This window comes from Gemmatimonas aurantiaca, assembly GCF_037190085.1.
In the GTDB taxonomy this organism is placed as follows: domain Bacteria; phylum Gemmatimonadota; class Gemmatimonadetes; order Gemmatimonadales; family Gemmatimonadaceae; genus Gemmatimonas; species Gemmatimonas aurantiaca_A.
Genome location: NZ_JBBCJO010000005.1, coordinates 745,650 through 759,384, shown reverse-complemented (window position 1 = coordinate 759,384; position 13,735 = coordinate 745,650). Strand labels below are relative to the sequence as shown.

Sequence of the window (13,735 nt, the reverse complement as noted above, 5' to 3'; positions counted from 1 at the left end):
CGATGACGGACAGGATCGGCAGCAGCATCGACGACGTCGAGGCACTGGAACGGGTCGTTGGAAAGATGCCCGGCGCGATGCACCTCAAGGTCATCGATCATCTCGATGCAGGGGCCCTGCGTTGGATCGCCGCGGCTCCGTTGATGTTCGCCGGTTATGGGGACGCATGGAGTATCGATATGACACTCGGCGGCGGTACGGCCGGATTCGCACGTGCCGATGCACACCGATTGTGTCTGCCTGCGACGTTGCTCGATCGTCCCGCCACGATTCGTGCCGGCATGGCATTCGGTTCGCTGTTTCTGATCCCCGGTCTCGGGGAGACACTGCGTGTCAACGGTCGCGTGACGAGTGCCGATGCGAATGAGATCGTTGTCGCCGTTCATGAGTGTTACGGCCATTGTGCCAAGGCGCTCATCCGCTCGCAGTGGTGGGAGGCCGCTCCCATCGTCGATGCACCCGTCGATCGAACGTCGTTTATTGCCGCGAGCCGCTTCGTCGCGCTGGCGACGATCGATGCGGAAGGACGTGCGGACCTGAGTCCCAAAGGGGATCCCGCTGGCCGCATGGCTCGCCTCGAGGGTGACACCTTCTGGTTCGCGGACCGGCCGGGCAATCGACGCGTCGACAGCTTCCGCAACATTCTCGCACATCCGCATGTCGCGGCCGCCGTGCTGATTCCCGGTTCCGACCGGGTGATGTTTCTGCGGGGAATCGCGCAACTCACCACCGACGAAACGGCGCGGTCGCACTTCGTTGTGCAGGACCGGACACCGCTGCTCGCCGTGCGTGTGGAGACGAGTCACCTCGATCTGCACACCAGCGCCGCGCTCGCCCGTGCCCGACTCTGGCCGGTTGCGACCAAGACGCACGAGATCGAGCCGGCCAGGTTGTTCATGGAGCACATCAAGCAGAATCGCGAGCGTGGTTTCGCGGCGAAACTCGCGAGTGCCGCGCTCGCCGTGCCGGGTGCGAAGGCTCTCTTCAGAAAGGGCCTCGAGAAGGACTATCGGGACAATCTCTACTGACACCGACGTACGCCGGAACTATGTAGGCGGTGAAGCGAACCATGACGTGACAGACCCCTGATCCGCGGGATTCGCGAATCAGGGGTCCGTGAAAGCGGGGAGAGTGGGATTCGAACCCACGGAACCGTTGCCGGTTCGCCGGTTTTCAAGACCGGAGCCTTAAACCACTCGACCATCTCCCCTCATACACCACCCGTCGGTGGCAATACCGATAAACCTAGAATGCCGCGGGCCGGAGCGGGAGCGCTTTCCGTGGCCCGCACATCCCGCACATACCGTACATCGCTGCACGTCCCCGCACATCATCGTGCGCATCGGACATCGATGCGCCCTCACCCTCCGGTCATCCCCGCGGATACAGAATCATCTGCGTGGCCCGATAATGCGCGATGATCTTGCCGGTCTCCACATGGGTCACCTCGGCGTCCCACACCTGCGTCATGCGGCCGCCATGCACGAGGCGCGCCACGCAGGCCACCGTGCCGTCACGCGCGGTGCCGATGTGATTGGTCTTGAGTTCGATGGTCGTGAAACTCTCGGCACCCTCCGGCAAGTGCGCGACACATCCGAAGCCCGCCGCCGTATCGGCCAGCGAGACCACCGTGCCGGCGTGCAGATAGCCGTTCACGGCCATGAGATCGGGACGCAACGGGAGTTCGGCGTGCAGGGCATTCGGCACCAGCTTCGTGATGCGGATGCCGAGCAGACCGGGAAGTCCGCGCGTGACGCGGGCTTGCAGTTCGGCGAGATCGGGCATGTCCGGATAGTATCCGGAGCCCGATGGTGGCGGCATCCCCAGTCGGGACGTAGCGTTCGGCATGCCGCAACTTCGCAAGCCGTATCTGCTGTATCTGGGGGACGCGCAGCATCCCACCGATGCCAAGACCGCATGCGGTCTGCGCGACTGGTGCCCCGCCGATGTCGTGGGCGAATGGAGTCTTCCCACCGCCGCGGTGAGCGTGGGACTCCCGCGGTGCTCGCCCGCCGAAGCGGCGGCGCAGGGCGCGGGCAGTCTCGTCATCGGCATCGCGTCGGTGGGGGGCAAGGTCCCCGACAGCTGGTTGCCCGATCTCGAAGCCGCCATCGCGGCGGGCATGGATATCGTGAGCGGCATGCATACGCGGCTCACGTCGTTTTCCTCGCTGGTGGCGGCCGCGGCGCGCCATGGGGTGACGCTGCACGATGTCCGTCACAGCGATACCACCTTTCCCGCCGGCACCGGCCTCCCGCGACCGGGCCTGCGGGTGGCCACCGTGGGGACCGATTGTGCGCTGGGCAAGAAGTACACGGCCCTCGCCCTGACCCGCGCCCTCGAGGCCCGGGGGCAGAAGGCCACGTTTCGCGCCACCGGACAGACGGGCATCATGATCGCCGGCAGCGGCATCGCCATCGACGCCGTGGTGGCCGATTTCATCGCCGGCGCGGCCGAAGTGTTGTCGCCCGCCAACGATCCCGATCACTGGGATGTGATCGAAGGGCAGGGGTCGCTGTTTCACCCGGCCTACGCCGGCGTGACGCTCGGTCTGCTGCATGGCTCCCAGCCGGATTTTCTGGTGCTGTGCCATGACCCCACCCGCAAGACCATCGAATACCGCCCCGACTTTCCCATTCCGCCACTGCCCGTGGCCGCCGAGCAGTACCTGGTGAACGCCCGCGTGACGAACCGGAACGTGCGGCTGGCCGGGGTGAGTATCAATTCCTCCTCGCTGGACGACGGGGCCTGGGCGCGATACCGGGCGCAGGTGGAGCAGGAGATGGGCGTCCCGGTCTGCGACCCCCTGCGCGGGGGCATGGATCTGATCGTTTCCCGGTTACTTGGTGTATGATTTGGGTGCGGCCCCGAGGTCGCATCAGTCCCGTCCCTCTCAACACTGCCATGCGCTCCAACAATCCGATGCTTGCCCGGTTCGCCGATGCGACCCGTGCCACCGTCAACTCCGCGATCGCCGGTACCCGCTCCGATACCATGACGGTGTCGGGGACCGCCACCAAAGCCCTCATCCTGCTGGCGGTGCTCAGCTTCTCGGCGGCCCTGGTCTGGCAGAAGGTGGCGGCCGGGCGCACCGATCTCGTCATGCCGGCCATGCTGGTGGGCGGTATCGGTGGATTCATCGTGGCGCTCATCGCCACGTTCAAGCCGCAGACGGCACCTTATACGGCGCCCATCTACGCGGCACTCGAAGGCATTCTGCTCGGCGCCATCTCGGCGCTGTACAACGCCCGGTTCGCCGGCCTGCCGCAGCAGGCGGTGCTGCTCACCATCGGCGTGGCCGCCGGGGTGTTTGCGCTGTACCACTTCAAGGTGGTCCGGGCCACGGCCGGTTTTCGTCGCATGATGATCAGTGCGATGGTCGGCATCATGCTCTTCTATGTGGGCTCGATGGTGCTGGGCTTCTTCGGTGTGAACATCGGGTACTTCACGTCCAATGGCACCCTGGCCATCGTGATCAATCTGGTGATCGCCGGTGTGGCCGCGCTGAATCTCGTGCTCGACTTCGATCGCATCGAAGAGGGCGTGCGCATGGGCGCGCCGAAGACCATGGAGTGGTTCAGCGCGTTCGGCCTGCTGGTCACGCTCATCTGGCTCTATCTCGAGCTGCTGCGTCTGCTCTCGCGTTTGCAGGGACGCAACAACGACTGACGGGCGTCATGCCCTGATGCAGGCCGTGTCGTTTGTGTGCAGGCGTGGTCGCCGGAACACTCAGCGCGAACCGCTCCCGCATGCCGGCACCCGGAACCGTTGCAGGCGCGTGTAGGACGTGAGCGAATCCGTGCCCGTCACCACGTTCTGCACCGAGATCAGCGTGTCGTTGCGGAAAGCAAACACCGGCCGTGTGTCGGGCGCCAGCGGGATCTCCGCGTCCACACACTGCGCATGCAGCGGCCAGTTGACCAGCGACAGATACGCCTTGCCCGACACACTCCGGTCGCTCGGGCTGAAATCCACATGCACCATGGCCGTCGACGAATCGATGCGGGACAGCGCCGTGAGGATCGAGACCAGCAGCATCTGACTCGCCGGATCCCTGGCGTCGGCCAATGCGCGTTCGAGATCCTGCGGGACCCCGCGCCTGACCCGTGATGCGAGCTCGATGGAATCCGTGGCCGAACCCTGTGCATCCGTGCGATACATCCGGCGCGATCCGACCATGGCCACGATGGCACCACCGGTATGCAGGGCGGCCGCGGAGAACGGATAAGAAAACCTGACGCGCTGACCATTCGTGTAGTCGGGCGACACCGGCCCCATGACCTGACCGATGCTGTCGTTCAGCGTGGTCCGGAACATCGAATTGATCTGCATGGCGTCGTATGTGCCACCCAGCAGCGTGTCACCCACGGCACTGATCGTGAAGGGCGCACCGGGGAACCGCTTGATCAGCACGAGCTGACCGGTGCGGGTGTCGAACAGGGAAATCCTCCCCGTGCCCACATCGGAGACCACCAGCAGCGTGTCGCCGATCGTGGCCATGGCCCCGGGCGCCGAGAACTCACCGGGACCCCGTCCGCGCCGACCGATGCGGCGGACGAATCCGCCGTCGCGATCGAACTGCAACACGCTGGAGGAGCCGGCATCGGTGACGTAGATCGCGGCGCCATTCATCGCCACACCCGCCGGTTCGGCGATGAACGCATTGGCGCTGTCACGGAGCACCACCGAATCCAGCATGTCGACGGGAGACGGGAGCTGGACGATCTCTCCCTTCCGCACGGTGGTGCTTCCCGACTCCTCCGCCGCTCCACAGGCGAGCAGCAGCGCTGCCGCCGCGAGCGATGTGATGCTTCGATACGCCGGTTTCATGCGTTTACTTCGGCCACCCGGCCGTTGGAATCGCCGGCATGATACGCAACGCGTTCTTGTAGTAGATCTTCTTCAGCACCTCATCGGGAAGGTCGATGCCGTAGAGCTTCCAGAAGGCGTGGTAGTCGCGGTAGTAGTCGAAATAGTCATCCCGCGTTTCGAACACCCGCCAGTAGTACGGATACTCTTCCGGCTGATAGCTGTCCTTGCCGAAGAGCAGGCGATCCTGATACTTGATGAAGAAGTCGTGCGCCGCGCGCGGCTGGCGACCGATGTCGTACAGCACGGCGCCCATCTCGCCCAGCAGATTGGGCATCTCGTCGAACATCTTGCCCAGGCGACCGAGATCGTTGGCGTGCCAGCCCAGATGCGCGGTAACGAAGGTCGTCTTCGGATTGGCGCGGAAGAGACTGTCCCGCTCATTCATGAGCTGCTCGAAGCTCGGATACCGATCCTGCGGATACCGGCGTTCGGGAAAGAGCGAGAGCTCGAGCCAGCGTTCGTTGGTGTTGTCGACCTCGCGGAAGAACTCCTGTGGATCGGCCGTGTGCACGAACACCGGCAGCTTGAGGCGCGCGGCGGCTTCCCACACCGGCTTGAGTTCCGGGTCGTTGAGCTTGAGACGCGAGCCATCGGCCTTTTTCACCGTGAGTCCGAAGCTCTTGCTGATCTCACCCACCCCCACGGCGCCCGCCTTCGCATCGGCTTCGAGCTGCGCCACCGCTCTGGCCGCCCACTCCGGCGTGCCCACCCCGTTGAAGTTGATACCGGTGAGGAAGCGCACCCGGTCCTTCATCGTGGGCGTGTTCTTCACCAGCTCCACCCCACGCGTGAGCTGCTCACCCGACACGTTGTTGGCGACGATCATCAGGCGCACGTTGAGCGAGTCGAGCGACCGGCCCATGCGCTCGATGGCGTCGACACTGCCCAGCTGCCCCGACGGGTGCCCGTGAAAATCCACCACGGGAAACTTCGCTTTCATGTTCATCGCGCCCGGCACCTTGAGCGTGGACTTGGGGCGATAGTCCACGATACTCGGCGCCGGTTTCTCGGGCGCGAGGCAGGTACGGGGGCGCACTTCCGTCATGCCGGCGGGGCACTCCTCGCCCGGTTTGATCTGCGTGCCACCACGGAATCCCTGAGCGGCGAGCAGCGCCGGGAACGCCAGGGCGGTCAGCATCGCCCCACCAACGATGTCGCGTGAACGAGGCAGCGAATGCGGACGCGAACGCGGACGCGAGCGATGCAATGAGCAAGGCAGTGAACGACGCACGAAGACTCCTCCGATCCGGGTCACTTCTTGTCGCCGGCCGGCGGCAGCAGGAGCTGCTGCGCGGCCGTGTCCGCACCCGGTGTCACCGGAAGCGAAGGCTGACGGTCGAAGCCGAATACCTGTGCACGGCGCATGGCCGTGGCGATATCCTTGGACTGCTGATACACCGAGTCGGAGCGCGCCGTCTGTCCGAGTTGTGCGAGCGCTTCGGCCAGCGTGATGCCGCTGATGACGTAGAGATCGGGAATGCCGACCGAGGCATCGTCCACCCACCCGTTGCGCTTCGCGAGCGACTTGTTGGCGGTGAAGACCGTGTTCCAGAGCTCGTAGCTGCGCTTCACGTCCATGATGCCTTCACCCGGCACCATCATGATGTCCGGTGACGGCTCCACGGGCTTGTCCATGAGCTTCTTGGCCATGCCCTGCGTGACGACATACCGTTCGAGTCCGAGTTCGTACGGGTAGCCACCCGCGGTGCGGCTGAAGTAGATGGGCCGCTGCGGGAAGGCGTCACGGATCATGAAGTAGACGAGCTGATCGGACTTCATGAGCTGCGGTGTGCGCGGTTGCGCGACGATCTCCCCCTTGACGAACGCGGCGTTCTGCGGCGTCTGGATGGCCAGCGGCAGCGCGTCGGCTTCTTCGAACGTCATCTTCACCGGCGAACCCGTGGGCATCGTCGCGGTGATGTTGCGATAGAGCGCCGGCCCCTTGTCCGCTTCGTACGGTGATGGCGGACGACGGATGAGCTGTCTCACGTACCAGTCGGTGTTCAGCAGCGAGGTGTTGGCGACGATGACATCCTTGCGGATGCCTTCCACTTCCTGCGCATACCACAGCGGGAAGGTGTCGTTGTCGCCCACGGTGATGAGGATGCCATAGGGCTCAACCGAATTGAGCAGATCATGGGCGAAGTCGCCTGTGTCGGTCTGACCGGCACGCGAGGCCTGGGTCCAGTTGCCGAAGAGCGGGATGAACGCCACCGCGAGCAGCGGCGAGGCCAGAGCGAAGCTGCGCGGACGCGGCTCCAGCACGGTCTCCTTGCCCAGACGCACTTCGTCGGAGCCGAAAAGCGTGGCGACCGTCTCCCACAGATAGAACATGCCCAACGCGGCCCACACGCTGAGCGCCGAGAAACTCCAGAGATAGAAGTAGTCACGGTCGCGCACTTCACGGGGGACCGAGTCCCCCAGCTCCGGTGCCTGCGAATGCCCGTACTTGAAATTGAGATAGAAGATGAGCCCCAGGGTCATCGTGAACACCAGGGGGCCGAAGAACCAGAAACTTCGTCGGTCCTTCTTGTAGTGCATCCATCCACCGAGCAGGACGAGGATGAAGTAGAAGACGGCGAGACCGTTCTGTGCGCCAGGGCTTTCGTTGTAGGCGTCGCGCAGCCACTGCCACTTGAAGTACATCCAGTACATCCCGAGCTGCGCGGTGAACGGCGCCTGGCGTTCACCGAGTTCGGGCTTGCCGTACTGACCGCGATTGAAGTTGTACATGAAGCGGTCGTACGTGAGCTGACTGAACGTGCACTCCGCCTTGAGTTCGGTGGCGCATCCCGTGGGTTCGCCTTCGTTGATGGCGGGGAAATGCGCCGCGCGAATGGGTTGCGTGGCGAACGGCGTGAGGCCGAATCCGAGCGCCACGGCGCAGGCCACGAGCAGCTTCCAGCGGAGCACCGTCTGCGGACGGCGGATGAGCACCGCCACACCCACGGCGGGCACGGCCAGCATGCCGGCCATGTGGTTGGTGTATCCGAGGCCGCAGAGATAGGCGATCAGCACCAGCAGACGATCGGCCACGGGGCCTTCGGGATCGTCGCACCAGCGTACGGTGAGCCAGCAGATGAAGGCCAGGCCGACGAGCGAGACGGTGTAGACCTTCTCATTGACGACGGACTGGTTCCACACCGTGAACGCCGTGGCGCCGATGAGCACGGCCAGCGACCCACCCACGATGCGCTGCCAGCGGCGCGGCATCCACTGCACGAGTACGCGTTCGGTGACGAGGAACCAGAACGCCGCCGAGACGGCACTGGAGAGCGCCGCCAGCACGTTGATGCGCATGGCCACCGTGGGTGCGATGGGCAGGATGCTGAACACCCGGCCGATCAGCACGAAGAACGGATTGCCTGGAGGATGGGGCAGGCCGAGCACGTAGGCGGCGGCGATGTACTCGCTGGTATCCCACATGGACGTCGTGGGGGCGAGGGTGACCACGTAGAGCAGGAAGGTCACCAGCCCCGCGATGGCGGCGGCCAGATAGGACGGGCGGTAGTCGAGGTCGGCGGCACTGGAGCGCGGCGCGCTCGTGGTGCGGGCCGTCGCCTGGGTGGCGGTGGCTGCGACGTTCATGAACCAGGACGGAGGGTGTGGCACCCGGAACCGGAGGCGGGCCCGGGCTTTGGCAATCCTGAAAGTTCGCCGGGGGAAGGGGAGGGCACAACCGGAGCGGACTCCTTCCCAGCCAGTCGTTCTCGCTTCGGGAATCGAGGACAGAACGGCGGGATTGTCTGGTGGGTCCTGGGGCGCCATCTTTGCTTGTGTAGCCATTTTGTAGCCATCATGTAGCGATGTGTCCCATGTCCTCTCGCAGTGTTACCTATCGCGATCTCCGGAACACACCCGGCCGTGTCTATGAGCGACTCGCCGAGGGCGAACCGCTCACCCTCGTCGCGGATGGCGAGGCGAAGGCACTGCTCATTCCTGTCGACGATGGCGATGTGGAGACCGTGAAGGCCGCATGGCAACGGGGGCGGGCGCTGCTGGCCTTGCAGCGTCTGCAGGCGAAGTCCCGTGTCGAGGGAACGAGCCGGCTGAGCCGCACGCAGATCGATGCCGAAATCGCGCTCGCCCGAAAGGAGCGACGGGCTACGGAACGCTGAACCGGCGACAATCCATGCGTGTGGTGCTCGACGCCAATGTGCTCGTCTCGGCCATGGTGACTGGCGGTGGCGCTCCGGATGAAGTGGTGCAATCGATTCTTCGAGGCGATCTGCATCTGCTAATCGATTCCCGCATCATGGCGGAATACGATGAGGTCACATCGCGACCTTCTTTCGGATTTGACGCGAAGGAACGGCGTATGCTGTTGGACGTGCTCGATACCATCGCCGAGCCTGTGATCGCACGGCCGCATCACGTCGCATTGCCGGACCCCGACGATCTTCCGTTCGTGGAGGTCGCGATCAGTGGGCGTGCCGATGTGCTCATCACGGGCAACATCAGACATTTCATTGACGCGCGTCCGTATGGAGTAGTGGCGCGGACGCCCCGGCAGATCATGGATCGCTTGCGGCGGCCCAAGTATCCCTGACGAATACTTCCGAATGACTCAACGATGCCGAAGCGGAAACGCCCGCACCATCTGCCCTCGATCGTCGTCGGTCCACACGCCGAAGACGGTGTCGGCGGTGACGATTTTCGGACGGAAGGCCGTCGGGATCGCGATCGCAGCGATGGGCGCCTCCGTATCGGGTCGCATGACGTGCCACTGTTCGGTGTGGCCGCGACTGCGCGCAGCCTGATCGAGCCCATCGGTGCCGGTGGGGTAGGCGCGCACCCAGATGTCCCCGGATTCCGCCATGAGCATGGTGGCGATGGGCGGCTTCACGGTGGGAGTGACTGGCAGCGATACCGACGGCACGAGTGACGTGGCATATCGTGGCTCTTCGGCGATCCAGGCCGTGCGCGTGCTGTCGTACCGTTGCAAATCGGCAGTGGTCACGTGCATGGATGGCAAATTCCATGTGATGTCGCGCGGCGCGGATGTCCCTGCAAAGAAACGCACGGTGCTTCCACCCATCGTACTCAGAGCCACGACGCCATCGTGTACGGCCACCGCGGGACTGCCCGACCACGGAATGGAGAGCATGGCCGGTTGACCGTCCACCTGCGTACGGTAGCGCGTGAGGCCTGCATAGCGCGCCACCGGTTGCGTGTCCGCTCCCGATCGCCACAGCAACTCGTGTTGCTGACCAAGCCAACCCGTGGAATCGAGAGGCAGGGGACTTCTGCGCAGCCACAGCGACCGCATACAGTCCTGTCGGTCGATCGCGATGGGCGTTTCATTGGTGCCCGCTGCAGGTGGCACCGTGACACTTCGCGCGAATGCACCTTTCGGATCGAGCAGGGAGAGACGACCTGCCTGAAAGACCGCGATGGAATCGCCGGTGCATACGCCCACGTCTCGGGCAAATCGGAATTCGCCGGGACCATCTCCACGGCGACCCGTGATCGATGTGACCTGGCGCGCGACATCGACGATGCGCACCTCGCTCGCTCCCACGTCCATGATCACGAACCGTCCATCGGACAGACGCGCCATGCCACCGAGGTGCGCGATCGGATGTGGGGAGTTGTCTGCCGGCGCATCGATGTCGGTAACGGCGAGCGTGTCGAGCGTCCACGTGGGTATGGTGGATCGAACCGTTTCCGATGACGTGCGCTCGCGCTGGCAGGCCATGAGCAACAGCGCCGGCCAGCAGGCGAAGAACGCACGGCGAATGCGCATCGTCATTCCTTCCGACGCGATACTTCCCGTGCATATCGCCGCTCGGCCCGCGCAAAGATCCAGCGGCCAGGGCGGCTGCTCCAGAAGTGCCCCTCGATCCGCTGCGCCAGGGTCACCCGCACAGGCCGCGTGGCCCAGAATGCGATCGAGATGCCCACGCAGACCGTGCCCAGGATCAGCGTGAGCGCGCCGGTGCCCGTGAAACGCCGCACACCGCCGGTCCCCTGTTCACTGAGCCACCACAGGGCGATCGGCCAGCTCGCGCCGCCGGTGAAGCCGGCGATGGCGGCGAACCAGCGGCGACGGATATTGCGCCGTCGTTCCGCGGGATCGCTCATGAGCTGTTCCCGCGCGGTGCGGATCTCGTCGCCGATGGCCGTGAACGCGGTCTGCACGTCCTGCACGGTGAACCCGCGTCGCACGGCATAACGCACCCGGTCGAACACGTGGATCACCACGGTGATGCTCACGGTGAGAAACAGGATGCTGACGAGCAGATCCAGCGCAGGATCGGCCTGCGGTCTGGCCGCCCAGTAGGCGACGAGCAGCAGGACGAGCGTCAGCAGCGCCTGCAGCGACTGCGCGGTTTGCTGATGGAACAGCCGGAGCAACGGGGCGACTTCGCGTGTGCGCAACTGCAGATCGCCGATGGCCTCGGCGAGGGCTTCCGCCGTGGTGAACCGCTCGCCGCGCTCCTTGGCCAGGCACCGCGAGACAATGGCGTCGAATTTCTCCGGGAATCCCGCGCGCACGGAGCCGATGGACGGCGCGGCCTCCGTCAGGTGCATCATGAGCAGCTTGTGTGCGCTCGGCGCCACGAACGGCGGTCGACCGGTGGCGGCGAAGAACCCCACGCAGCCGAGTGAATACACGTCGCTCCGGCCATCCACGTCTTCGGCGGCGGCCTGTTCGGGGCTCATGTACGTGGGCGTTCCGATGGACTGGCCGACTTCGGTGAGCGAGGTGGCCTGCTCCTTTCGCGCGATGCCAAAATCCATGATGAGCGTGCGTCCCGTGCCGCGCTCGATGATGAGATTGTCGGGCTTCACGTCGCGGTGCACGATACCGCGGCCGTGGGCATAACCCAGCGCCCAGGCGATGTCTTGCATGAGCCGGGCCACGTCCTGCGGATCGTACGGTCCCGTGCGTGCGATGCGCTGGACGAGCGTTTCTCCGTCCACGTACTGCATGACGATGGCGAGCAGATCGCCCCGCTCTTCGACCGCATGCACGTGGATGATGTTGGGATGCGACAGCGATCCGGCCAGCCGCGCCTCGCGCACGAACCGTTCGCGGAGGGTGGGCTGCACCGCCAGTTCGGGCGGCAGCACCTTGATGGCGACGGGCCGGTCGAGCGAGAGATCCTGCGCGAGGTACACGGCACCCATGCCGCCGCGACCGAGTTCGCGAAGCACCGTGTAGCGGCCCGCGACCGCGCGTTCAAGGGAATCGCGCAGGGGGTCGGCTATTGGTGGTGCGGGCGGGACAGCGGGCGGCATGGCGGAGAAAGTGCGTGCTGGCGGGGAGGAGCGCCATGAGAATGACCGACGGGAAGTCGATCTCATGGCGTATCCGCCTCAATGCCGGAACAACCGCTCCCCCGTGAACACCATCGCGATGCCATGTTCGTTCGCGGCGGCGATCACCTCGGCGTCGCGCACGGAACCGCCCGGCTGCACGATGGCCGTCACACCCGCGGCGGCGGCCTGATCGATGCCATCACGGAAGGGGAAGAAGGCGTCTGAGCCGAGTGCGGAACCGGCGGTGGCGTGGCCGATGGTCGTGGCTTTGTGCACGGCTACGAAGCTCGCGTCCACCCGGCTCATCTGACCGGCGCCGATGCCGATGGTCGCACCATCGCGCACCAGCACGATGGCGTTGGACTTCACGCTGGCCACCGACTTCCACGCGAACAGCAGATCGCGCTGCTCCTGCAACGTGGGCTGGCGCGACGACACCACCTGCCACTGTGCGGGCTCCGATGGCGCGGGCGCGCGATCCTGCACCAGCAGACCACCACGCACACGCTTGAGATCCATCGTCCCCGCCGGCCAGGTGGCTTTGCCTTCGAGCACCCGCAGATTCTTCTTGCGGCCGAGAATCTCCACCGCTTCGTCGGCGAACTTGGGCGCTACAATGCACTCCACGAACAAACTGGAGATGGCTTCCGCGGCGGCGATATCCACCGGCACCGAGAAGGCGATCACGCTGCCGAACGCACTCACCGGATCACATGCCAGCGCCTTGCGATACGCGTCGAGTGCATCGTTGCCCGTGGCGAGACCGCATGGCGTGGTGTGTTTGATGATCGCACACGCGGGCTGATCGCCGAACGGCTCGATGGCCAGCAGGGCGCCTTCGAGGTCGAGCAGGTTGTTGAACGACAGCTCCTTGCCACCCTTCTGCACGAGCGCGCCGAGTCCGGTGCCGGGCTTCTCCACGTAGAACGCCGCGCGCTGCTGCGGGTTCTCGCCGTACCGCAGCGTCTGCTGCTTCTCGAACGCCAGCGGATAGCGATCGGGAAACGGCTCACCACGCTGCTGCGCGAACCACTGCGCAATCGCCGCGTCGTATCCGCTCGTGTGCGCATACACTTTCTCGGCCAGCAGTTTGCGCAGCGACTGATCGTCACCGCCGGCTTCGATCACACCGAGCACTCTGGCGTAGTCGGCCGGGTCGACGATCACCCATACGGACGTGAAGTTCTTGGCGGCCGAACGCAGCATCGACGGTCCGCCGATATCGATGTTCTCGATGACTTCGTCCGGATGCACACCGGGCTTCGCGGCCGTCTCGCGGAACGGATAGAGATTCACCACCACGAGATCGATCGGACCGATACCATGCGCGGCGATGGCGTCCATGTGCTCGGGGAGATCGCGACGCGCGAGCAGACCGCCATGCACCACGGGATGCAGCGTCTTCACGCGTCCGTCGAGCATTTCCGGGAAGCCGGTGAGTTCACTCACGTCTTTCACGGCGAGGCCGGCATCGCGCAGCATGCGCGCCGTCCCCCCGGTGGACACGAGTTCCACGCCCCGGGCCGCGAGACCCTGGGCAAAGGGCAACAGACCCGACTTGTCGGAAACGGAGAGCAGCGCGCGCATGTATGAATAT

The 13,735-nt window shown here is 65.0% G+C and carries 12 protein-coding genes and 1 tRNA gene; 5 read left to right on the top strand and 8 right to left on the bottom strand.

Annotated features, from left to right (window positions below; all coding sequences use genetic code 11):
• The first annotated feature begins 2 nt into the window (after positions 1-2).
• A complete protein-coding gene (locus tag WG208_RS09060; protein WP_337171015.1) occupies positions 3-1,028 on the top strand; it encodes a pyridoxamine 5'-phosphate oxidase family protein in 1,026 nt (341 codons plus the stop codon).
• Between the two features lie 95 nt (positions 1,029-1,123).
• Here the strand turns inward: WG208_RS09060 and WG208_RS09055 are convergent.
• Both WG208_RS09055 and WG208_RS09050 read right to left on the bottom strand, forming a co-directional pair.
• A tRNA-Ser gene (locus WG208_RS09055) sits at positions 1,124-1,210 on the bottom strand.
• Positions 1,211-1,371: 161 nt separating this feature from the next.
• Positions 1,372-1,785: a PaaI family thioesterase gene (locus WG208_RS09050; protein WP_345786980.1), complete on the bottom strand. Its 414-nt coding sequence runs from the start codon at positions 1,783-1,785 to the stop codon at positions 1,372-1,374.
• A gap of 61 nt (positions 1,786-1,846) precedes the next feature.
• On the opposite strand from WG208_RS09050, the gene WG208_RS09045 reads away from it, so the two are divergent.
• Positions 1,847-2,854, top strand: a complete 1,008-nt coding sequence (locus WG208_RS09045) for a DUF1611 domain-containing protein (protein WP_337171013.1) — start codon at positions 1,847-1,849, stop codon at positions 2,852-2,854.
• Between the two features lie 50 nt (positions 2,855-2,904).
• A complete protein-coding gene (locus WG208_RS09040) occupies positions 2,905-3,669 on the top strand; it encodes a Bax inhibitor-1/YccA family protein (RefSeq protein ID WP_337171012.1) in 765 nt (254 codons plus the stop codon).
• Positions 3,670-3,729: 60 nt separating this feature from the next.
• Here the strand turns inward: WG208_RS09040 and WG208_RS09035 are convergent, their stop codons facing one another.
• From WG208_RS09035 to WG208_RS09025, 3 genes are read right to left on the bottom strand one after another with little or no spacing between them, the layout of a single operon-like run.
• Positions 3,730-4,830 carry a 6-bladed beta-propeller gene (locus WG208_RS09035; RefSeq protein ID WP_337171011.1) on the bottom strand — a complete coding sequence of 367 codons (1,101 nt, stop codon included), beginning with the start codon at positions 4,828-4,830 and terminating at the stop codon, positions 3,730-3,732.
• A gap of 4 nt (positions 4,831-4,834) precedes the next feature.
• Positions 4,835-6,103 (bottom strand): amidohydrolase family protein, encoded by a 1,269-nt coding sequence (locus WG208_RS09030; RefSeq protein ID WP_337171010.1) that lies wholly within the window; start codon positions 6,101-6,103, stop codon positions 4,835-4,837.
• A gap of 20 nt (positions 6,104-6,123) precedes the next feature.
• Entirely contained in the window at positions 6,124-8,460 is a 2,337-nt protein-coding gene (locus WG208_RS09025) for a DUF2723 domain-containing protein (RefSeq protein ID WP_337171009.1), read from the bottom strand.
• 227 nt (positions 8,461-8,687) lie between these two features.
• On the opposite strand from WG208_RS09025, the gene WG208_RS09020 reads away from it, so the two are divergent.
• Positions 8,688-8,990 carry a hypothetical protein gene (locus WG208_RS09020; protein WP_337171008.1) on the top strand — a complete coding sequence of 101 codons (303 nt, stop codon included), beginning with the start codon at positions 8,688-8,690 and terminating at the stop codon, positions 8,988-8,990.
• Between the two features lie 14 nt (positions 8,991-9,004).
• On the top strand, positions 9,005-9,421 hold the full coding sequence (locus tag WG208_RS09015) for a putative toxin-antitoxin system toxin component, PIN family (RefSeq protein ID WP_337171007.1): 417 nt from the start codon (positions 9,005-9,007) through the stop codon (positions 9,419-9,421).
• A gap of 18 nt (positions 9,422-9,439) precedes the next feature.
• Here WG208_RS09015 and WG208_RS09010 read toward each other — a convergent pair whose 3' ends face one another.
• The 3 genes from WG208_RS09010 to purH all read right to left on the bottom strand — a co-directional run bounded on the left by WG208_RS09010 (position 9,440) and on the right by purH (position 13,725).
• On the bottom strand, positions 9,440-10,618 hold the full coding sequence (locus tag WG208_RS09010; RefSeq protein ID WP_337171006.1) for a hypothetical protein: 1,179 nt from the start codon (positions 10,616-10,618) through the stop codon (positions 9,440-9,442).
• 2 nt (positions 10,619-10,620) lie between these two features.
• A complete protein-coding gene (locus WG208_RS09005) occupies positions 10,621-12,117 on the bottom strand; it encodes a serine/threonine-protein kinase (protein WP_337171005.1) in 1,497 nt (498 codons plus the stop codon).
• Between the two features lie 78 nt (positions 12,118-12,195).
• Positions 12,196-13,725 (bottom strand): bifunctional phosphoribosylaminoimidazolecarboxamide formyltransferase/IMP cyclohydrolase, encoded by a 1,530-nt coding sequence (gene purH / locus WG208_RS09000; protein ID WP_337171004.1) that lies wholly within the window; start codon positions 13,723-13,725, stop codon positions 12,196-12,198.
• Positions 13,726-13,735: the final 10 nt, after the last annotated feature.

Bases quoted from the DNA above. Each gene is read 5' to 3' on its own strand.
- purH (WP_337171004.1), bottom strand. From the start codon at position 13,725: ATGCGCGCGCTGCTCTCCGTTTCCGACAAGTCGGGTCTGTTGCCCTTT.
- WG208_RS09010 (WP_337171006.1), bottom strand. From the start codon at position 10,618: ATGCGCATTCGCCGTGCGTTCTTCGCCTGCTGGCCGGCGCTGTTGCTC.
- WG208_RS09035 (WP_337171011.1), bottom strand. From the start codon at position 4,830: ATGAAACCGGCGTATCGAAGCATCACATCGCTCGCGGCGGCAGCGCTG.
- WG208_RS09005 (WP_337171005.1), bottom strand. From the start codon at position 12,117: ATGCCGCCCGCTGTCCCGCCCGCACCACCAATAGCCGACCCCCTGCGC.
- WG208_RS09040 (WP_337171012.1), top strand. From the start codon at position 2,905: ATGCGCTCCAACAATCCGATGCTTGCCCGGTTCGCCGATGCGACCCGT.
- WG208_RS09015 (WP_337171007.1), top strand. From the start codon at position 9,005: ATGCGTGTGGTGCTCGACGCCAATGTGCTCGTCTCGGCCATGGTGACT.
- WG208_RS09025 (WP_337171009.1), bottom strand. From the start codon at position 8,460: ATGAACGTCGCAGCCACCGCCACCCAGGCGACGGCCCGCACCACGAGC.
- WG208_RS09060 (WP_337171015.1), top strand. From the start codon at position 3: ATGACGGACAGGATCGGCAGCAGCATCGACGACGTCGAGGCACTGGAA.
- WG208_RS09045 (WP_337171013.1), top strand. From the start codon at position 1,847: ATGCCGCAACTTCGCAAGCCGTATCTGCTGTATCTGGGGGACGCGCAG.
- WG208_RS09020 (WP_337171008.1), top strand. From the start codon at position 8,688: ATGTCCTCTCGCAGTGTTACCTATCGCGATCTCCGGAACACACCCGGC.
- WG208_RS09050 (WP_345786980.1), bottom strand. From the start codon at position 1,785: ATGCCCGATCTCGCCGAACTGCAAGCCCGCGTCACGCGCGGACTTCCC.